General features: G+C 65.6%; 17 protein-coding genes. 6 read left to right on the top strand and 11 right to left on the bottom strand.

Annotated elements, in window-relative coordinates; all coding sequences use genetic code 11:
- Nucleotides 1–4 precede the first annotated feature (4 nt).
- The 4 genes from NKF27_RS18955 to NKF27_RS18940 all read left to right on the top strand — a co-directional run bounded on the left by NKF27_RS18955 (nucleotide 5) and on the right by NKF27_RS18940 (nucleotide 5,444).
- Entirely contained in the window at nucleotides 5–484 is a 480-nt protein-coding gene (locus NKF27_RS18955; RefSeq protein WP_045992378.1) for a tripartite tricarboxylate transporter TctB family protein, read from the top strand.
- 2 nt (nucleotides 485–486) lie between these two features.
- Nucleotides 487–1,983, top strand: a complete 1,497-nt coding sequence (locus NKF27_RS18950; protein ID WP_253554280.1) for a tripartite tricarboxylate transporter permease — start codon at nucleotides 487–489, stop codon at nucleotides 1,981–1,983.
- Between the two features lie 230 nt (nucleotides 1,984–2,213).
- Entirely contained in the window at nucleotides 2,214–3,551 is a 1,338-nt protein-coding gene (locus NKF27_RS18945) for a deoxyguanosinetriphosphate triphosphohydrolase (protein WP_213229398.1), read from the top strand.
- Between the two features lie 174 nt (nucleotides 3,552–3,725).
- On the top strand, nucleotides 3,726–5,444 hold the full coding sequence (locus NKF27_RS18940; RefSeq protein WP_253554277.1) for a BCCT family transporter: 1,719 nt from the start codon (nucleotides 3,726–3,728) through the stop codon (nucleotides 5,442–5,444).
- 116 nt (nucleotides 5,445–5,560) lie between these two features.
- Here the strand turns inward: NKF27_RS18940 and NKF27_RS18935 are convergent, their stop codons facing one another.
- Complete coding sequence (locus tag NKF27_RS18935) at nucleotides 5,561–6,340, bottom strand: RimK family alpha-L-glutamate ligase (protein WP_253554274.1); 780 nt, start codon at nucleotides 6,338–6,340, stop codon at nucleotides 5,561–5,563.
- Nucleotides 6,341–6,491: 151 nt separating this feature from the next.
- On the opposite strand from NKF27_RS18935, the gene NKF27_RS18930 reads away from it, so the two are divergent.
- A complete protein-coding gene (locus NKF27_RS18930; protein WP_253554272.1) occupies nucleotides 6,492–7,235 on the top strand; it encodes a ribonuclease I in 744 nt (247 codons plus the stop codon).
- On the opposite strand, the gene NKF27_RS18925 is transcribed toward NKF27_RS18930, so the two are convergent.
- Nucleotides 7,232–8,149 carry a nuclease-related domain-containing protein gene (locus NKF27_RS18925; RefSeq protein WP_253554270.1) on the bottom strand — a complete coding sequence of 306 codons (918 nt, stop codon included), beginning with the start codon at nucleotides 8,147–8,149 and terminating at the stop codon, nucleotides 7,232–7,234. The two genes, NKF27_RS18930 and NKF27_RS18925, sit on opposite strands and share 4 nt — an antisense overlap.
- Nucleotides 8,150–8,314: 165 nt before the next feature.
- Here NKF27_RS18925 and NKF27_RS18920 point away from each other — a divergent pair, with 165 nt between their 5' ends.
- Nucleotides 8,315–9,199: an NAD-dependent protein deacetylase gene (locus NKF27_RS18920; RefSeq protein WP_253554269.1), complete on the top strand. Its 885-nt coding sequence runs from the start codon at nucleotides 8,315–8,317 to the stop codon at nucleotides 9,197–9,199.
- A 34-nt stretch (nucleotides 9,200–9,233) separates the two neighbouring features.
- Here the strand turns inward: NKF27_RS18920 and NKF27_RS18915 are convergent, their stop codons facing one another.
- From NKF27_RS18915 to NKF27_RS18875, 9 genes are all read right to left on the bottom strand, one after another.
- Entirely contained in the window at nucleotides 9,234–9,608 is a 375-nt protein-coding gene (locus tag NKF27_RS18915; RefSeq protein WP_253554267.1) for a translation initiation factor Sui1, read from the bottom strand.
- Between the two features lie 41 nt (nucleotides 9,609–9,649).
- Entirely contained in the window at nucleotides 9,650–10,030 is a 381-nt protein-coding gene (gene panD, locus NKF27_RS18910; protein WP_045993299.1) for an aspartate 1-decarboxylase, read from the bottom strand.
- Nucleotides 10,031–10,041: 11 nt separating this feature from the next.
- Nucleotides 10,042–10,890, bottom strand: a complete 849-nt coding sequence (gene panC / locus NKF27_RS18905) for a pantoate--beta-alanine ligase (protein ID WP_253554265.1) — start codon at nucleotides 10,888–10,890, stop codon at nucleotides 10,042–10,044.
- A gap of 10 nt (nucleotides 10,891–10,900) precedes the next feature.
- Nucleotides 10,901–11,692 (bottom strand): 3-methyl-2-oxobutanoate hydroxymethyltransferase, encoded by a 792-nt coding sequence (gene panB, locus NKF27_RS18900; protein ID WP_045993297.1) that lies wholly within the window; start codon nucleotides 11,690–11,692, stop codon nucleotides 10,901–10,903.
- A gap of 206 nt (nucleotides 11,693–11,898) precedes the next feature.
- Nucleotides 11,899–12,417 carry a 2-amino-4-hydroxy-6-hydroxymethyldihydropteridine diphosphokinase gene (gene folK, locus NKF27_RS18895; RefSeq protein WP_253554263.1) on the bottom strand — a complete coding sequence of 173 codons (519 nt, stop codon included), beginning with the start codon at nucleotides 12,415–12,417 and terminating at the stop codon, nucleotides 11,899–11,901.
- 5 nt (nucleotides 12,418–12,422) lie between these two features.
- Entirely contained in the window at nucleotides 12,423–13,829 is a 1,407-nt protein-coding gene (gene pcnB / locus NKF27_RS18890) for a polynucleotide adenylyltransferase PcnB (RefSeq protein WP_045993295.1), read from the bottom strand.
- Nucleotides 13,830–14,951: 1,122 nt separating this feature from the next.
- A complete protein-coding gene (locus NKF27_RS18885; protein ID WP_108448695.1) occupies nucleotides 14,952–16,346 on the bottom strand; it encodes a sigma-54 dependent transcriptional regulator in 1,395 nt (464 codons plus the stop codon).
- Nucleotides 16,324–19,320, bottom strand: coding sequence for an ATP-binding protein (locus tag NKF27_RS18880; protein WP_253554261.1), 2,997 nt, complete (start codon nucleotides 19,318–19,320; stop codon nucleotides 16,324–16,326). The genes NKF27_RS18885 and NKF27_RS18880 overlap by 23 nt, the downstream gene beginning before the upstream one ends.
- Nucleotides 19,310–19,486 (bottom strand): hypothetical protein, encoded by a 177-nt coding sequence (locus tag NKF27_RS18875; RefSeq protein WP_045993292.1) that lies wholly within the window; start codon nucleotides 19,484–19,486, stop codon nucleotides 19,310–19,312. Before NKF27_RS18875 ends, NKF27_RS18880 begins: the two co-directional genes overlap by 11 nt.
- Between the last annotated feature and the right edge of the window lie 3 nt (nucleotides 19,487–19,489).

Here is a 19,489-nt window from a genome sequence, read left to right as displayed (position 1 = left end):
TCAGATGAGCGACCTCGACGCTCACCAGCATCGCCGGCCGGCCCAGGTCGGCGATCGCCTGGCCGGCGCGGTGCTGCTGGTGCTGGCGCTGGGGGCCTGGTGGCATTCTCATAGCTTCGTCACCGGCTTCATGCAGCCGGTGGGGCCGGGGGCTTTCCCCCGGCTGGTCAGCCTGCCGCTGGCGGCGCTGTCGGCCTACCTGATCCTGCGCCCGGGCTTCAACGAGCGCTGGCCGGATCGTGCCGGCCTGGCCCGGCAGCTGGCGGTGCTGCTGCTGCTGGCGGCCTATGCTGGGCTGCTCGAGCCGCTGGGGTTTGTTCCCGCCACCCTGGCCTGCGCCATCGTACTGACGCGGCTGTTCGGCGCGGCCTGGGGCCAGGCGCTGATCGCCGGCACAGGACTGGCGCTGGGGCTGTACGCACTGTTCGAGTTTGCCCTCGGCATGCCCTTGCCGGACGTGCCCTGGTGGGGAGGGGGACACTGATCATGGAAACGCTTGCCTTTCTTGCCCAGGGCTTCGCCGTGGCGACCCAGCCGGAATTTCTGCTGCTGGCGCTGATTGGCTGCGCCGTGGGAACCCTGATCGGGGCGCTGCCAGGGCTCGGCCCGGTCAACGGGGTGGCGCTGATGATTCCGCTGGCCTTCAACTTCGGCCTGGATCCCACCGCCGCGCTGATCCTGCTGGTCAGCGTCTACTATGGCTGCATGTACGGTGGGCGGATCAGTTCCATCGTGCTCAATATCCCCGGCGACGAGCCGGCGATGATGACCACTCTGGACGGCTACCCGATGGCGCTCAAGGGGCGCGGCGGCGAGGCCCTGGGGCTGTCGGCGGTGGCTTCCTTCGTCGGCGCCACCATCGCCACCATCGGGCTTACGCTGTTCGCGCCGCTGTTGGTGGACCTGGCGATCAAGTTCGGTCCGGCCGAGTACTTCGCGCTGTTCCTGCTGGCCTTTGCCACCATCGGCGGGGTGACCAGCGGCAGCTTTACCAAGAGTTTCATCGCCGCCTGTCTTGGCCTGCTGCTGGGGACCGTGGGCATCGACCCGGTGTCCAGCGTCGCGCGCTACACCTTCGGTACCTTCGAACTCTACGACGGCATCGACTTTATCGTGGCCCTGGTGGGACTGTTCGCCATCTCCGAATGCCTGGTGTTTCTCGAACAGCGCCATGACGCCGACAAGCCGCATATCAAGCTGGGCTCGGCCTGGCCGGGGATGAAGGCGTCGCTGTCCTGCAAGGGCACCATCGGTCGTGGCTCGCTGATCGGCTTCGTCTCCGGGGTGCTGCCCGGCGCTGGCGCCTCACTCGGCAGCTTCCTGTCCTACATGCTCGAGAAGCGCTGGCTGGGAGCCAAGGGTGACTTCGGCAACGGCGACCCGCGCGGCGTGGCCGCGCCCGAGGCGGGCAACAACGCCGCCGCCGGTGGTGCGCTGATTCCGATGCTGTCGCTGGGCATTCCCGGCAGCGGTACCACCGCGATTCTGCTGGCCCTGCTGCTGTCGATGAATATCACCCCGGGGCCGCTGTTGTTCGCCCAGCAGCCCGAGATGGTGTGGGGCCTGGTGGCGGCGCTGTTTATCGGCAACATCATGCTGCTGGTGCTCAACGTACCGCTGGTGGGACTGTTCGCCCGGGTGCTGCAGGCCCCCAGCTGGATGCTGATGCCGATGGTGGTACTGATCGCCTTTGTCGGGGTCTATTCGCTCAACAACAGTCCCTTCGATCTGTACATGATGCTGGCCTTCGGGGTGCTCGGCTATGTGCTCAGAAAGCTCGAGATTCCCACCGTGCCGGTGGTGCTCGGCCTGCTGCTGGGTGGGCAGATGGAGTTCAATCTGCGCCGGGCGATGTCGATCAGCGGTGGTGACTGGAGCATCCTGGTCAACAGCGGCATCTCCATAGGCATCTACGCCTTCGCCGCCACCCTGATCGTGGCCGGGGCGGTCTACGCCATGCTGCTCAAGCGCCGGCTGGCATAGGCATCGCCAGCTCTGGCATACGGAAGCGTCGCCAAAGGAAGTAAGGCCCGGTGGAGGTATCTCCACCGGGCCTTTCTATCGTCTAGCCACCGGGCCTTTCCATCGACTTTCCATCGACTTTCCATCGATGCTCCTTGGGTCTGTCGCGAGGGTCCTGGCGACCACGCGGTCGTGGCCTTGCAGGCGTCGTCCCGGGTGTCAGAATGGAGGGCCACAAGGAGGGGCCATCGATGAAGACCATGAACTGGGAACGACTGCTCGATCCGGGCCGACTGCACGATCCGCGAGGCGGGACCCGTGACGAGGTGGGACGCAGTCCCTTCCACAAGGATCACGATCGCATCGTCTTCGCCGGCTCCTTTCGTCGCCTGGGACGCAAGACCCAGGTGCACCCCCTTACCGACAACGACCATATCCACACCCGCCTGACCCACTCGCTTGAAGTGGGCTGCGTCGGTCGCTCGCTGGGCATGAGCGTGGGCGAGCTGCTGCGTGACCGCCTGCCGGACTGGATCACCCCGGCGGATCTGGGAGTGATCATCCAGGCGGCCTGTCTGGGACATGACATCGGCAATCCTCCCTTCGGCCATGCCGGCGAGTACGCCATCCGCGACTGGTTCAAGTGCGCCGAGGTCAACGGCAGCGGGCTGCTCGAGGGGTTGTCGCCGCTGGAGCGCGAGGACCTGCTGACCTACGAGGGCAACGCCCAGGGCTTTCGTATCGTCACCCAGATCGAGTACAACCAGTTTCGCGGCGGCATGCGCCTGACCGCGGCGACCCTGGGTACCCTGCTCAAGTATCCGTGGACGGTGACCCACGGTGGCAAGGCCGGCAAGTTCGGCTGCTATCAGAGCGAACTCGGCGCGCTTGAGCAGGTGGCCGACCATCTGGGACTGATTCCCCAAGGCGAGCACCGCTGGTGCCGCCATCCGCTGGCCTGGCTGGTGGAGGCCGCCGATGACATCTGCTACGCCCTGCTTGACCTCGAGGACGGGGTGGAGATGGATATCCTGGCCTTCGACGAGGTGGCCGAGATCCTGACCCAGATCGCCGGTGGCGAGCCCTCGGACTACGCCGAGATGAACCGTACCGGCGTGTCTCAGCGCCGGCGTATCGCGGCGCTGCGAGGCGCGGCCATGGAGCGAGCGGTCACCGACGTGGGCCAGGTGTTCGTCGAGCACGAGCAGGAGCTGCTTTCCGGGACGCTTCAGGATGATCTGCTGGAGTTGTGCCACCCGGATCTGGACTGGGGGGTCAAGCTGGCCAAGCAGCTGGCGCGCAAGCGCATCTTTCGCAATACCCGCAAGGCCAAGCTGGAGATCGGTGCCTACACCACCCTCGGTATTCTGCTCGAGGCCTTTATCGGCGCGGCCCACGAGTTGCACCACACCGGCCATTCGAGCTTCAAGCACCAGCGGGTGCTGGCGCTGATCGGCGAGAACACCCCGCTGCCGTCCTGGTCTTTGTACGACAGCTATCGACGCATGCTCGACTTTATCGGTGGGATGACCGACCACTACGCGGTCGACCTGGCCCAGGAAATGGGCGGCAAGCTGCGGGGTGATTGAAAAATTGAGTGTGTTCAGGCGGCAAGCTGCGGGGTGATTGAACCAGGGCGTTCCGGCCAAGGGAGTCCAGCGGCGGACGATAGGGCGTTTGTCGCTGCCCGGCCTAAGTCAATGGATGACGTTTGATGCAGCAAGACTGCGTATACTGGGGAAAACGATAACAAGGTATGGTCCGTGAAAAGGAAATCCTCCCCCGCCTCTTCCGATCAAGGCTTTGATGCGATCGACAAGCCCACCTTCTTCGGTTCGCTGTTTCTTCTCCTTGCTGTCACTCTGCCTCTGGTGGTGTTCCCCGAACAGGGGGCAACCTGGGTCATCGCGGCCAAGAACTTCATTACCAATGAACTTGGTGTGCTGTATCTGGCCCTGGGGCTCGGGGCCAGCGGCTTCATGCTTTTCATCGTGTTCAGCGATATCGGCCAGATCAAGCTGGGTGACCCTGAGGAGCAGCCGGAGTTCTCGACCCTGTCCTGGGCGGCGATGCTGTTCTGCGCCGGTATCGGCGCCTCGATCCTCTACTGGTCGATGATCGAGTGGATCTACTACTACCAGGCGCCACCCTTCCATGTGGAACCTCAGTCGCCGGATGCGGCGCGCTGGGCGGCGGCCTACGGTATCTTCCACTGGGGGCCGGTGGCCTGGTCGATCTATCTGATCCCGGCGATTCCCATTGCCTACTTCTACTACGTGCGCAATCACAGCGTGCTCAAGATCAGCGAGGCGCTGATGCCGGTGCTGGGCGAGAGTCGTGCCCACCGCTGGCCGGGCAAGCTGATCGACGTGCTGTTCGTGTTCGGCATGCTGGGCGGCGGTGCCACCACCCTGGGACTGGCGGCGCCCTTGATCAACGAGGGGCTGCATGAGCTGTTCGGTTTTCCGAAGACCCTGGCGACGCGCATCTTCGTGCTGATGCTGTGTACCGCTATCTTCGGCTACAGCGCCTTCGTCGGCCTCAAGAAGGGCATCAAGGTGCTGTCGGACATCAACTTCTGGCTGGCGGTGTCGCTGCTGACCTTCGTCTTCATCGTCGGGCCGACCCAGTTCATGGCCAGTACCGGCCTGGATGCCCTTGGCAGGGTGCTCAGCAATCTGGTGCACATGGGCACCTGGACCGAGCCCTTCGCCCGCTTCGAGAATTTCCAGGACACCCACTTCCCTCAGGACTGGACCATCTTCTACTGGGCCTGGTGGCTGGTGTTCGCCCCCAGCGTCGGCCTGTTCATCGCGCGTATCTCCCGCGGCCGCACCATCCGCTCCATGGTCGCGGGCTCGATCTTCTTCGGCACCCTGGGGTGCGCCCTTTTCTTCATCATCCTCGGCAACTACGGTCTCTACCTGCAGCTGTCGGGTACCCTGGATCTGGTCACCATCCTTAATGAGCAAAGCCCCACGGCGGCGATCTTCGCTACCCTGTCGACCCTGCCGCTGAGCTACCTGGTGATCTTCGCCTTCACCCTGCTGGCGCTGATCTTCACCGCCACCACCTTCGACTCCATCTCCTACATCCTGGCGGCGGTGGTGCAGAAGGAGGTCGACGAGGAACCGATGCGCTGGAATCGACTGTTCTGGGCCTTTGCGCTGTCGTTCATGCCGGCGGTGCTGATGTTCATCGGTGGGCTCGAGACCCTGCAGACGGCCTCGGTGGTAGGGGGTGTGCCCTTGCTGCTGGTGGCGCTGTTGTTGTGCATCTCGACCGTCCGGGCGGCCCACTACGATCTGCGCTATCAGCCGGACTACACCGACAAGGAAATCTATATCGAGGAATTCCCCGAGGACGACCCCTGGACCGAGGATGGCACCTGGGAGTTGCCGGAAGGGGAGCACCACGGTGTCGATCATGACGACAAGCCCCACCAGGAGGGCGACCCGGCGAGCCATCCTTCACGGCTGTAATCAGCGCTCAGCGCCGACTGCTCGGGCCACCGTCATTGCGACGGTGGCCCGTTTTCTTGTGGTCGATCTTGTGAAGGGGGATAGCTCCGAGAGCGGCGACCAGCAAGGCTCAAGGATCAGGCCGCCTGGCGCCAGCTATCCTGCTCGAGGTGTTCGAGGATCGCCTCTCCCACGCTGGTCTCGGGGGAGTCGATGCCCTGGTTGCCGAACAGGCGGTTGAACTCCAGCACCATCGGGGCGTCGTCGACCATGGCGATGTCGAAGCCGGCGTGATCGATGCCCAGGCGCTGGGCCAGGGTGGTGGCAAGCTCGACGGCGGAGGCCGGCACCGGGTCGTAGCGGATCTCGCCGCCGCGTGCCACATTGGTGCGAAAGTCGCCCAGCGGGCTCTCGCGCCAGTAGGCGGCCAGCACCCTGCGCCCGACCACCACGATGCGCAGGTCGCGTTCGATGGGCAGGTAGCGCTGGGCGTAGAGCAGATTCTCGCTGGACAGGTGATCGATCAGCGCCTCGCGGGAGCGAATCAGGCGCACGCCCTCGCCCATGGAGCTGCGCACCCGCTTGACCACGAACGGGTAGCCGAAGCGCGCCTCCACCTGGTGGATGGCGTCTGAATTGACCCCGAGGATGGCGGTATCGGGCGTTGCCTCGGGGCAGCAGGCCTGGAAGGCGCGGGTCTGTTCGATCTTGTCGTGACCCAGGTGATAGCTGGGTAGACTGGGAAAGACGCGCGGATTGAGGCCGTAGGCCAGGGCATTGATCTGCCAGTATTCGGGGAACAGCAGGGCGTCGGCATCGGCCAGGGCCTGGCGATGGTCATTCATGTGCTCAGGCTTGATGTATCGCGCCCCCGGGACCCCCAGACTCCGTAACGGATCGAAGGTGATCAGGTTCATGAGACAGTCATCCGAGAAAGACGAAAGAGGATTGAAGCGAGGCCGCGCACCTTGCCAACTGTGGTCACCGATTGCAAGGCGACAGGGGGATCGGGGAGCCCGTCGACGGCAACCATGGCGCGCGCTGGCAGCGGTGCTGCTGGCCCTCACCATGGTCGCTGGCGTCCAGGCCCACGAGCCGCAGGAGCAGCGTGAGGCGCTGGAGGACCTCGAGCGAGAGCACTTCGATCATTATGTGCTGGCGCTGACCTGGCATCCCGGGTTCTGCGCCAGCCGTCGTCAGCCGCCACGAGAGTGCCGGGATCCGTCGCTGATGGTCGGGGCCGACGACGGCTTCGTGATCCACGGGCTGTGGCCGTCACGCCCCGTCAGGCTGATCTCACAGGGCGTCAGTGTCAGCGAGTGGCGCCGCCAGGGCTGCTTTCTTGAACGCCCGAGGCCAGCGGGCGACTTCTGCCAGGCAGGGCCTGCCATCGATATCGGCTCATCGCTTGAACAGGAGCTCGACGACGCCATGCCCGGCAGGGCCAGCTGTCTCGACCGTTACGAGTACGCCAAGCACGGTGCCTGCCTGTCGATCAGCGATGATGACTTCTTCGACGGTGCCCTGGCGCTGACCGAGATCGTCAACGCCGGGGCCCTGGGGGACTTCATGCGCGACAACCGAGGTTCGACGGTCAGGCGCAATGCGCTGATCGCGGCCTTCGAGGAGGCTTTCGGACGGGGTACCGGCAGCTCCCTGTCGCTGCAGTGCGGGGGCTCGGGCAACCGACTGCTCACCGAGGTGCGCATCGGCCTGGAGGCGGAGCATATCGATGACTTTCCGGCCAGAAAGAGTTTCGCTCCGGTGGATCATGGACGCTGCCCCAGCCGGATCGAGCTGCGCCGCTTCTAGATGGACGGGCCTTCCAGGTGGCCAAGTTCTCGCGTCAGTGTTCGTCGGTTCAAGGCCTCGATGACCCGGTCGTGCAGCGTCGGATCCATCGGCGCGATACCAGGGCAGGCGTCGGTCAGATGGGCGGCCAGGCCTTCTCCGCTGACCACGGCAAGATCGTCGTCGGGGACCTCACGTTCGATCTTCCAGCCGGGCAGGGCAAGGATGCCCTTGACCGGCACCGGCTGTCCCAGTTCGCGACATAGCCAGGAGGCGACCCAGCGGGTGGCCTGGCGGGCCTTGCGCTGGGGGCGTCGCTCCATCCAGCCGGGAAAGCGCAGGCGCTCGTGTTCGACCACCACGGTGTCCTCGGTCTCGCCGGCGGGGCTGATGGCCGGGGTGCGGGCACGGGTCTCGATGACGAAGACGGCGTGGGGGGTGATCGCCACGTGGTCGATCACGAAGGTGTCGGTGGGTACGTCGTGGAACACGAAGTAGGGATGGGCCTCGGGGCGAATCAGGCGTTCGAGCTCCTGACCCACGGCCAGTTCGCAGGCGAGCCCGAGCTTCAGGCGACGGATACGCTGGTAGTCACGCATCAGTCGGAAGCTGACCACGATCGCCAGCAGTGTGCACAGCACACCGTAGAGCGCCCATTCGATCCAGTTCTGGTGGCGCGAGAACAGCATCCTGCCCATGCCGTAGACCAGCGGGGTCAGCACCAGCACGGGGCCGAGGGCGGCGTTGAGGAACAGGGTGGCAAAGGCGCGATCCAGCCGATCCCGCAGGGCCTGCCCAGGCTCACGCAGTGGATGGGCGTCGAACGGCGAGCGTACTCGCGCGTCGTGCAGGCTTCGGAGTGCCACCACCACCGTGGCGGCCGCCGCGAGGGGGAACAGAAAGAACAGCGGCAGCAGGTAGTCCAGCCAGGCCATCGGCACTCCTTGCCCGTGAAGAATCCCGTCCATTGTAGACAACGACGTGCCTGTTGGGCCATGGCGCCCTTGGTCTTATCGATCGCTCAGGGGTAGTCTTGGCCATGGGGGCAGGGCCGGCGGGCCTGTCCCGGGTGCTGGTGCGCGGTCACAAGGAGAGGAGCAATGACGAATGTCGGCGGCGGTAGCGAGGCTCGATCTTGCGTCAACCGAGAAGCGTCAGCGTCGGCGATGGATGCGCTGTACGCTCTCGTCTCTCGCCACCGGCGCATCGCCGTGCTCAGTGGCGCCGGCATCAGCACCGCCAGCGGTATCCCCGACTATCGCGACGCCCAGGGCGAGTGGAAGCGCTCGCCGCCGATCGACCATCGCGACTTCATGTCTCGCCACGCCTCGCGTCAGCGCTACTGGGCGCGGGCGATGATCGGCTTTCGGGTGCTCAATGAGGCCAGTCCCAACGCGGCGCACCGGGCCATCGCCGAGCTCGAGCAGCGCGGCAAGGTCTCCGGGGTGATCACCCAGAACGTCGATGGACTGCACCAGCGCGCGGGCTCCCGGCGGGTCATCGATCTGCACGGCAGGGCGGATCTGGTGGTGTGCATGAGCTGCGGTGCGCGCCAGATGCGCCATGCCCTGCACGATGAGTTGGCACGCTGCAATCCGCAGTGGGTGGCGCAAACGTCGCCGGTGCGGCCTGCGCCGGACGGCGATGCGGATCTGGAGGCGGACTTCTCTAGCTTTCGGGTGCCCTCCTGTGGCCGCTGTGGCGACGGTATCTGGAAGCCCGATGTGGTGTTCTTCGGCGACAACGTGCCAGCGGCGACGCTGGCCAGCGCCCGAGGGCTGCTCGAGGACAGCGACGCCCTGCTGGTGGTCGGCAGCTCGCTGATGGTCTATTCCGGCTTTCGCTTCGTGCGCGAAAGCGTGAAGGCGGGACGCCCGGTGGCCTGCATCAATCTGGGGCGCACCCGCGCCGATGAACTGTTCGACGTCAAGCTCGAGGCCCCGGCCGATCAGGCGCTGGAAGCGCTGGTCCGGGATCTGGGCTAGGCGCCGCCCAGGCACTTCTCAGACCAGCCATAGCTCAGCCTCCGGCCAGCTTGACCCTGTAGCCTTTCTTCTCCAGGGCGTCTTTCAACACCTGGCGATGGTCGCCCTGGATCTCGATGACGCCATCCTTCAGCGCGCCACCGGTGCCGCAGCGCTTCTTCAGCTCCTTGGCCAGGGCCTTCAGCTCCTTGTCGGCCAGCGGCACGCCGTCGATGGTGGTGACGCCCTTGCCCTTGCGTCCGCTGGTTTCCCGGCGGATTCGCACCACCCCATCCAGGCTGGCCAGGCGCGCCTGGTCCTGGATCTCGTCGCAGCGGCAGGCGTCCTTCGGTTGACGGCAGTCCGGGCAGATGTCGCCGTGTTCGGTGGAGTAGACCAGCGAGCCGAGTTGTTCCTTCAGCGATGCCATGGTGGTGCGCTCCTGTCGGGTGGTGCGATGGTGCGGTCGGATCAGGCCAGCTGGACCGGGATGGCGTTGCTGGTGTGGCTGATCTCGTTGCCTTCCTGGAGGTAGACCAGGGAGGGCTTGTGCTGGTCGAGTTCGCTGTCGCTGTAGTGGGCGTAGCTGCAGATGATCACGCGCTGGCCTTCGCTTGCCAGGTGGGCAGCGGCGCCGTTGACCGAAATCACCTTGGAGCCTTCCTCGGCACGGATGGCATAGGTGGTGAAGCGCTGGCCGTTCTCGACGTTGTAGATCTGGATCTGTTCGTTTTCGCGGATACCGGCGAGGTCGAGCAGTTCACCGTCGATGGCGCAGGAGCCTTCGTAGTTGAGCACGGCGTGGGTCACGCGAGCCATGTGCAGCTTGGCCTTGAGCATGATGGTGTACATCTAGGGGGCTCCTATCGAGGTAGCGTCACAGTGAGGTTGTCGATCAGTCGCGTGGCGCCGAGACGGGCGGCCACCAGCAGGATGGCGTCACGGGTGGTGGTGGTCACCGCGCCGAGGTCGCGGGCGCGCAGCTCCAGATAGTCGGGAGCAAAGCCGTGGGAGGCCAGACGCGCGCGGCCCTCTTTAAGGGTGGCGTCGATGTCGGCGCCGGCCTCGAGGCTGCGCGCAAGCATTGCCAAGGTGGCCTGCAGTTCGGCGGCGGTGGCGTGCTCGGCCTCGCTCAGGTAGCCGTTGCGCGACGATAGCGCCAGACCCGAGGCCTCGCGCACCGTGGGCACCCCGACGATCTCGATCGGCATGTGCATGTCGTGGACCATGCGGCGAATGACCGCCAGTTGCTGGTAGTCCTTTTCGCCGAAGCAGGCGAGGTCAGGCTGGACGATATGGAACAGCATGCTGACCACGGTCGAGACGCCGTCGAAGTGGCCGGGGCGGGCGCCGCCACACAGGCCTTCGCTGACCTCGGGCACCCGCACCAAGGTCTGGCCGTCGAGGCCGTCGGGGTACATGGTCGCCGGGGTCGGGGTGAACACCATGTCGCAGCCGGCGGCCTCGAGCTTGGCCAGGTCCGCCTCGAGGGTGCGCGGATAGTTGTCCAGGTCTTCGCTGGGGCCGAACTGCAGCGGATTGACAAAGATCGAGGCGACCACCAGGTCACAGCGCTCGCGGGCCGCTTCCACCAGCGCCAGGTGGCCCTGGTGAAGGTTGCCCATGGTCGGCACCAGGCCGATGCGGGCACCACTGCGGCGGTGAGGCGCGAGCGCTTCGCGAAGCTTGGCGATGGCGGAATGGACGTGCATCGCAGACCTCCTAGAAGCAGTGCTCGGCAGCCGGGAACTCCCGCGCCAGCACCGCTTCGTGGTAGCGACGGAAGGCGCCTTCGATGTCCTCGGCTTCGGCCAGAAAGTTCTTGACGAAGCGCGGGGTCCGCCCGTGGGTCACGCCGAGCACGTCGTGCATCACCAGGATCTGGCCGTCGGTGTCGGGGCCGGCGCCGATACCGATCACCGGCACTTCCAGAGCTTCACTGACGGCACGGCCGAGACTCGCCGGCACGCACTCCAGCAGGATCACCGAGGCGCCGGCCTCGACCAGCGCCCGGGCGTCCTCGAGGATACGGCTGGCGGCTTCGGCCTCGCGCCCCTGGACCTTGTAGCCACCGAGCTGATGCACGGTCTGGGGGGTCAGCCCCAGATGGGCGCAGACAGGCACCCCGCGACGGGTGAGTTCACGGATGTCATCGGCCATCCAGCCCTCACCCTCGACCTTGACCAGCTCGGCGCCGGCCCGCATCAGCGCGGCGGCGTTGTCCAGCAGGCGCTCGCGACTGGGATTGCCCATGAATGGCAGATCGACCATCAGCAGGCTGTCGCCCTTGCCGCGTGCCACGCAGCGGGTGTGGTAGAGGATGTCGTCCATGGTGACCGGCAGGGTGCTGTCGTGCCCCTGCAGGACCATGCCAAGGGAATCCCCGACCAGCAGCACGTCGATGCCGGCGCGCCCGGCGGCGGCGGCAAAGGAGGCGTCATAGGCGGTCAGGCAGCTGAAGGGTTCACCGGCGCGCTTGCGAGCCTTCAGCGAGCTCAGGGTGACGGAAGTCATGGCGTGTTCTCGTGTTGGCGGTGGGGCGAGTTCTATGACCGCCCCAGAGTGATCACCGCGGATTGTTACCGATGGGTGAATCTGTGTCGATAGGTAACGTTGACCAAGGCAGTGCAGGGTTCAAGGTAACAGCGACCAAAGTGGTAGAGGTCGATCGGCGTCTAGTGAGTGCCCGGGAGGCTTCGGGCCACCTGGGGTCCAGGAGCTCAGCGAACGGCCTCGGTGGCGTTCAATGGGGATAGATCACCCGAGGTGAGGGCGCCGTTCCAGCGCTCGGCCAGCGATGCCAGGGTCTGACCGTCGGGCAATCTGAGGTCTGTTGCGATCTCGGCCAGCGGCAGTACTACGAAGGCGCGGTTCGCCAATTCCGGGTGTGGCAGCGTGAGGCGCGGGTGGCGCCACTCGGCGGCATCCATCCACAACAGGTCGAGATCCAGGGTGCGGGGCCCCCAGTGGCGCTGGCGTACGCGTCGATGACGTTGCTCCAGCGCCTGCAGTTGGTCGAGCAGGGCCAGCGGCGACAGCCGGGTGTGGAGTTCGGCCACGGCGTTGACGTAGTCGGGCTGGTCCTGGGGACCGACCGGGCGGCTGGCGTACAGCCGAGAGGCCGCGACTCGACGCGTCAACGGCAGCCGGTCGAGCTCCTCGAGAGCCTGCTCGACCTGACGACGGGGGGCGTCGAGATTGCTGCCGAGGCCGATAAAGGCCTGGGTATGGCGCCCCACCTGGTTCACTCGTCCGACTGCGGCGGTTGTTGCGGGCGCGGCTTGCGCCGCCGACGGCGGCGCTTGCGCGGGGCGGCGGTGCCGGCAGGGTCGGCGCCTACCTTGCCCAGCAGACGGCGCTGTTCGTGCTCGTCGGCTTCCTGGAAGGCGGTCCACCAGTCACCCAGTCCCGGTTCGAGTTCGCCGGCGGCCTCGCGCAGCAGCAGGAAGTCGTAGGCGGCACGGAAGCGCGGATGGTCCCGGGTCTGGAAGGCACGCTTGCCACGACGTAGCGGCAGACGCTGCTGCAGGTCCCAGATGTCTCGCATCGGCATGCTGAAGCGCTTGGGCAGCGATACGTGCTGCAGCTCGCGGCTGATGACCTGCTGGGCGGCGGTCTGCAGGGCAGGAACGGGAGGCATGCCGTCGGCCTCGAGATCGCGCTGGCGCAGCTGCACCGGCCCCCACATGAAGGCGGCCAGCAGGAAGGCGGGCGTGACCGGGCGATCCTCGCGAATGCGACGGTCGGTGCTTTCCAGTGCCTGCTCGATCAGCGGCTCGGCCCAGGGTAGCTCGGCCATGCACTCGTCGGCTTCGGGGAACAGCATCGCGAACAGGCCATAGTCCCGCAGCAGACGGAAGGTGGTCAGACCTTCGCCGGACAGGAACAGCTTGAGGATCTCGTCGAATAGCCGCGCCGGTGGAATCTGCAACAGCAGCGGCGCCATCTCGGCGATCGGCGCCTCGGTATCCGGGGCGATATCGAAGTCGAGCTTGGCGGCAAAGCGGATGGCCCTGAGCATGCGCACCGGGTCCTCGCGGTAGCGGGTCTCCGGGTCGCCGATCAGGCGCAGGGTGCGCGACTCGATGTCGTCGACCCCGCCGGCGAAGTCATGCAGGCTGAAGTCGGCGATGCTGTAGTACAGGGCGTTGACGGTGAAGTCGCGACGCAGCGCGTCTTCCTCGATATTGCCCCAGACGTTGTCGCGCAGCAGCAGGCCGTCATCGGACTGGGAGGCGACATGCTCGCCGTGGTCGTCACGGGGCTTGCCACGGAAGGTGGTGACCTCGATGACCTCGCGGCCGAAACGCACGTGCACGATACGGAAGCGGCGGCCGATGATGCGTGAATTGCGAAACAGCTGCTTGACCTGCTCCGGTGTGGCGTCGGTGGCCACGTCGAAATCCTTGGGAGCGATCCCGAGCAGGGAGTCACGCAGGCAGCCTCCGACCAGATAGGCTTCGTAGCCGGCGTTGTGCAGGCGGTAGAGCACCTTGAGGGAGGCTTCGCTGAACTGGCGACGAGACACGGGGTGTTCGTCGCGTGTGAGTACGCGGGGCATCGGCGGTCCTGCGGCGGCTTCCTGAGCGCCGAACAGCGACTTCAAGTGCTCGCCTGGGCTCTGTAGAAAGCGGGTAAATCCTTTGATCATGCGGCGATTTGGACTCGCGGGGTACGGAAAGGTGATGAGTGTAGCGGACGCTCCCGGCCTTGCAAAGCGCAGTGGACAAAGCCGCTCGGGTGTCAAGGACGACAGTCGGCGCAGTGTTCGAGCTGCGAAGAGGCGCAAAGCGTCTTGTTGCCCATGGCGATTTCGCCCTTGGGGGCTGTCTCGTCTGGCGGGGCAACGACTGGCTTGACGCTCGGAGGCCAGACAGCAGAAGGGGAGGCCAAGGGCCTCCCCATCAAAGCAGGATGCAGCGTCCGTGCTGCTAATTTTTCTTCGTGATGGCGCATCGCCTTGAATACGCACCACAGTCACCAAGGAGTTTCAGGCAAGCAATGATGTTGTTGTTATTGGCGCTCCTGACGGCGACCGTCTCGTATTCAAAACAATAGTCCAACCACGACGGCATGGGATCATGCCTCCTCCCGGATTATTGGCATTGTTGCCGGGAGTGCGCTCTGACGACCCTGTTGTTCTTGTTGGTCGGTCATCGTTGGCGCGTCGCGTCCTGGTACTCCGGGCCTCGTCGTCTTGTTGTTGTTCGACGAGTGATAGCTCCGCAGGTCCGTATTGTTGTTGTCAAGGCTGCGGTGCCTAGTGCCCAATCCGCCTGCTTCACCTGGAAGCGTTGTTGTTGTTGGGGCGGCGGATTCGATCGTGGCGGTGCAGGTTATTGTTGTTGGCTGCCCACGATCGCCGGAATTTGTTGTTCTTGCCCAGACTTACTGCAGTTGTCGTGCCTACTTTGATTTTTTTCTTTTTTATCAGCCGCTTGCTTCATTGTCGTTGGTTCGAAGCAAGCCGCCGGGTCATTTGTGTTACCTCGGGCTACCCATTTTGGCGCACTCCCCTGTGTGGGATGGTAACAACCGGTGCATCAAGAGGTAGCTGGCGTGCAGGGCCTACAATGCCTGTATTGATCGCTACAGACACTTGCACCATGGTCGAATGAACCAAAGCAGGGGGCATGGCAGGAAGCGGCAGGCAAGGGCGAGCCGAGGGGTGAGTCGAGGGGTGAGTCGAAGGGAGGGCAAGGTGAGCGGCCCAAGGGAGGCCGGGGCGAAGCGCGGGGCCAGGGCCCCAGGGTGTTGAGCCTGTGGTCTCGCGTCAGTGGCGCCGCGCCGCCTTCTTGCGTGGGATACCCAGACGCTGGCGGCGCTCCCACAGGCACTTGCGTGAAATTCCCAGCTTGTTGGCCAGCTCCGTCTCGCTCATCTGGTCCTGATGTTCGAGTACGAAGTGCTGGAAGTAGTCTTCCAGCGACAGGTCGTCCTCGGTAGCCGTGTCGGATCTTTCGGAGGCGGGCGCCTCCAGTGACGTGGCCGCCTCCTTGGGGGGACTGGGCGGGCGCGTTACCGGCACCGTTGCCAGGCCCAGGTCGTCCGGATGGATCAACTGGCCTTCGGCGAGGATCACGCCACGCTCCAGGGCATTTTCCAGCTCCCTGACGTTGCCTGGCCAGGGGTAGTCGGCGATGTCCCGCCGTGCGGCGCGAGACAGGTGCAGACCGTCGCGGGCGTGGCGCTTGCAGGCCTTGGCCAGCAGCACGTCGGCAATCTCGAGAATGTCGTCCTCGCGCTCGCGCAGCGGAGGCAGGTCGATCTGCATGACGTTCAAGCGGTAGTAGAGATCGAGACGGAAGTCTCCGCTGCGTGACAGGGCGCGCAGGTCACGGTGGGTGGCAGCGATCAGCCGAACGTCGACGTGGCGCGTTTCCACCGAACCGATGCGGCGTATCTCGCCTTCCTGCAGCACCCGCAGCAATCGGGCCTGGGCGTCCAGCGGCAATTCGCCGATCTCGTCGAGGAACAGGGTGCCGCCGTCGGCGGCCTCGACCAGCCCGGTACGCATGGCGCTGGCCCCGGTAAAGGCGCCCTTCTCATGACCGAACAGCTCAGATTCGATCAGCGTCTCGGGGATGGCTGCACAGTTGACGCAGACCAGCGGCGCCTCGGCACGGCGGCTCTGCTGGTGCAGGGCCTTGGCCACCAGCTCCTTGCCAGTACCGGATTCGCCCTGGATCAGTACCGTCACGTCTGCCGGGGCGGTCTTGCGGATACGGGTGTAGACCGCCTGCATCGCCGGGCAGTTGCCGATCATGGTGTGGCGCCGTCCACCCTCGTCGGCGATGGCGGGCGGCGTGCTGCGCTGACTCGCCTGGCGGTGCAGTACTCGAGCCACGGTTTCCAGCAGTTCATCATGATCAAACGGCTTGGCGACGTAGTCCACCGCGCCGAGTTTCAGCGCATCCACCGCCGAGCGCATGCTGGCGTAGCTGGTCATGATCAGTACCGGGCAGGGGGCGGCGGCCTTGATCAGGTCGGTGCCGGGTGCACCGGGCAGGCGCAGGTCGCTGATGATCAGGTCGTACTCGCCAAAGCCCTGCCCGCATGCCTGCTCCACCGACTCGCATTCGCACACGCGGTGGTCGTGGCGTTCGAGCAGGCGGCGCAGGGCGCTGCGGATGATGGCTTCGTCTTCAACGATCAGGATTCGGCTCATGGATCGGCATATCCCCGGCAGGTCGATGGACATCGGGAGAAGGTAACCATACCTGAATTCTGGTGCCACCGGCCTGCCCCGGCAGGGGCGACTCCACCTCGACCTTGCCCTGGTGCTCGGCCACGATGCTTACCACCAGGGCGAGACCAAGACCGGTACCTTGGCTTGGCGGCTTGGTGGTGGTGAAGGGCTCGAACAGGTTTTCGCGCACGCTGGGATCGATGCCGGGCCCCTGGTCGGTGACCGCCAGCCAGTGACGCTCACCCTCCTCGCCGGCGTCGATGACCACCAGGCCGTTGGCCGGGCTGGCGTCACGAGCATTGCTCAGCAGGTTGATCAATACCTGCAGCAGGCGCTGCTCGTCTCCCGTGATGTCGAGCCGCGCCGGACAGCGATTGTCGTAGCGAACATCGTCGCTCTTGCGGGCCAGCTTGAGCAAGTGCAGCGCCTGGTCGGCCAGATGCCTGGCCGATACCGGCGCGAAGTCGCTGCCGGTGACGTGGCGACCGCCGTGGGCAAAGCCCACCAGTGAGCCAACGATACGCGACACGCGCTTGGTCAGTGTCTGGATCTGTTCGGCGGTCTCGAGCACGTGGGGATCCGTGGTGTCATAGCGCAGGTTCTGGGCCAGCGATGAGATGCCGGTGATGGGGTTGCCAATCTCGTGGGCCACGCCGGCGGACATCTGGCCGATGGAGGCGAGGCGAGCCGCGTGGATGAGTTCGTTCTCCAGCCATTTCATCTCGCTGTGGTCCTCGACCAGGATGACCGTACCACCAGCGGCGTCTGCCGCAGGCTCGTCCACCAGGCTGGCCTTGAGCAGGCTGACGTAGCGCAGCCCCCGGGGCAGCTCCACGGCTTCCTGGTAGAGGTGGTCCTTGTCGCTTTCCAGAATGGTCCCGAGCAGCTCGGCCCAGGGCGCAGGCAGGGCCTGCCGATGGGCGCCAATGATCTCCTCGCCGGAAATCTCGCTGAGCTCGGCCAGGGCGTCGTTCCACATCAGTACCTCGCCGTCGTCACCGAAGGCACACAGCCCAACAGGCAGTCGCGTCAGCATGCGGCGATGGTGACGTCGCAGCTCGTCGAGTTCCCGCGCGAGGCCAGTGAGGCGAGATCGGTAGGCCTCCAGGCGGCTTTCGACGAAGTGGATATCTTCCTTCGGCGCTCGCCCATCGCGCCGATAGGGCAGGTAGTGATCGACGATGTCCTGGGCGACCGATGGGCCCATCAGGCCGGACAGGTTGGCCTGGATACGGTCGCGCAGACGTCGCAGCGCGTAGGGCCTGGCATCCTTGGCAGATTGATGGAGGCTTGCCAGCGCCCGGGTCACTTCGCGCTCGGCGACCTCGTCGCCGAGCGCCATGGCCAGGCGCCGCCTGACGTCATCACTGTCGGTCAGATTCAGCGGCAGGCGCTTGGGGCGGATGACCGCATCCACCGAGCAGGCCTCGGCGGCCGCTCGTTCTCCGGCGGAGGTGGGGGTGATCAACGACACCAGAATCAGGCTCAGGCCATTGGCGCCAAGCGATACCAGGGCGACCGGATACCAGGCGGGCGAGTCGGTGACAGCCTCGTCGCCCAGGAGCCCGAGCAAGGCGTCCAGCGGCGCAAGCAGCGGCGGCAGGTCGCTGAGCAGCGGCAGCCACAGGCCGGCACACCAGATCGCCACACCCAGGCCGAGGCCGGTCATCACCCCCTTGCGGTTGGCACCGGGCCAGTACAGCAGGGCCAGCAGACCCGGCAGACACTGAGCCATGCCAACCACCGCCACCAGCCCCAGTCGGGTCAGCTCGGTATTGGCGTCGACGGCCTGCGCGAACAGCCAGCCGGCGAGAATGATGGCGCCGATCAGGCCGCGCCGTAGCCAGCGTAGCCAGCGATAGAGGTCGGGGTGCTCCACCGGGGGATGGGCGACCAGCACCAGATGGTTCAGCACCATTCCGGCGAGCGCCAGCGCGCTCAGGATCAGGGTGCCGCAGGTGGCGGCCAGTACCGCGACAAAGGCCAGGGCGGTGACGGCGGGGCTATCGGACAGCGCGAAGATGACGTAGGCGGCCCCCTGGATATCATCGGCCACGCCCATGCGCTGACCGGCCCACAGCACCAGCGGCACCGGCAGTGCCATCAGCAGCAGCACCAGCGGCAGCCCCCAGCCCGCGCTGAGCAGGGTTCGGCGACTGAGCGGGCGGGCGAAGGTCACGTGAAACATGTGAGGCATCAGCAGCGCAGCGGCGAAGAACAGCAGCAGCAGGGTTCTCCATTGGGCGGCATCGAACTGGCTCGCCTGTGCCTGGTGGACGCGGCCGGGCCCGTCCAGCCAGTGCTGCAAGTCGCCGGGGCCGTCGAAGATGGCGTAGAGCGCAAAGGCGCCCAGCCCGAGAAAGGCGACCAGCTTGATCAGCGACTCCAGGCCGATGGCGGCGGTCAAGCCGTCGTAGCGCCGATGGACGTGGGTATGACGGGCGCCGAACAGTATCGCGAACAGTGCGATCAAGGCACACAGCAACAGCGACAGCAGGCCTGGAGAGGCAGCGTCGGTGTAGCGATGGATGGCATGTCTCATGGCCTCCACCTGCATCGCCAGCAGCGGCATGACCGCCACCAGGCTCAGCAGGGTGACGCAGGTGCCGACCCAGCGGGAGCGAAAACGAAAGGCGAACAGGTCCGCCAGAGAAGACAGCTGGTGGGTTCGCGTCATGCGCTGCAACGGCAGCAGCAGGACCGGTGCCAGCACAAAGGCGCCGGCGGCACCCAGGTAGTAGGCGAGATAACCAAATCCCCGCTGGTGGGCCACGCCAAGGCTGCCGATCACCGCCCAGGCGTTGGCGTAGACGCCCAGGGCCAGGATGCCGATCAGTGGGTGATGGACCAGCCGCCGCGGAATCCAGCCGCGCTCCACCGCGCTGGCGGTAGCGAACAGTGCCGACAGGTAGCCAAGCCCCAGCAGTACAAGGGAGACGAGCTCAGCGCTCATCCAGCGCTCGCTTCTGCTCGAGCCACAGGGTCAGGGCGATCAGTGCCCCCCAGATCAGGAACGGGCGGTACCAGGCGTTGCCGGGCTGGCCCCAGCCGGTCATCAGCAGCGGCGAGAGCAGATACCCGCAAAACACAAGCAGCAGCATGATGCGGTAGACGTACATGGC

The organism is Halomonas sp. DN3 (assembly GCF_024137905.1).
Taxonomy (GTDB): domain Bacteria; phylum Pseudomonadota; class Gammaproteobacteria; order Pseudomonadales; family Halomonadaceae; genus Halomonas; species Halomonas litopenaei.
Note: the sequence above shows the minus strand (reverse complement) of the source record. Positions and strands in the feature narration are given on the sequence as shown.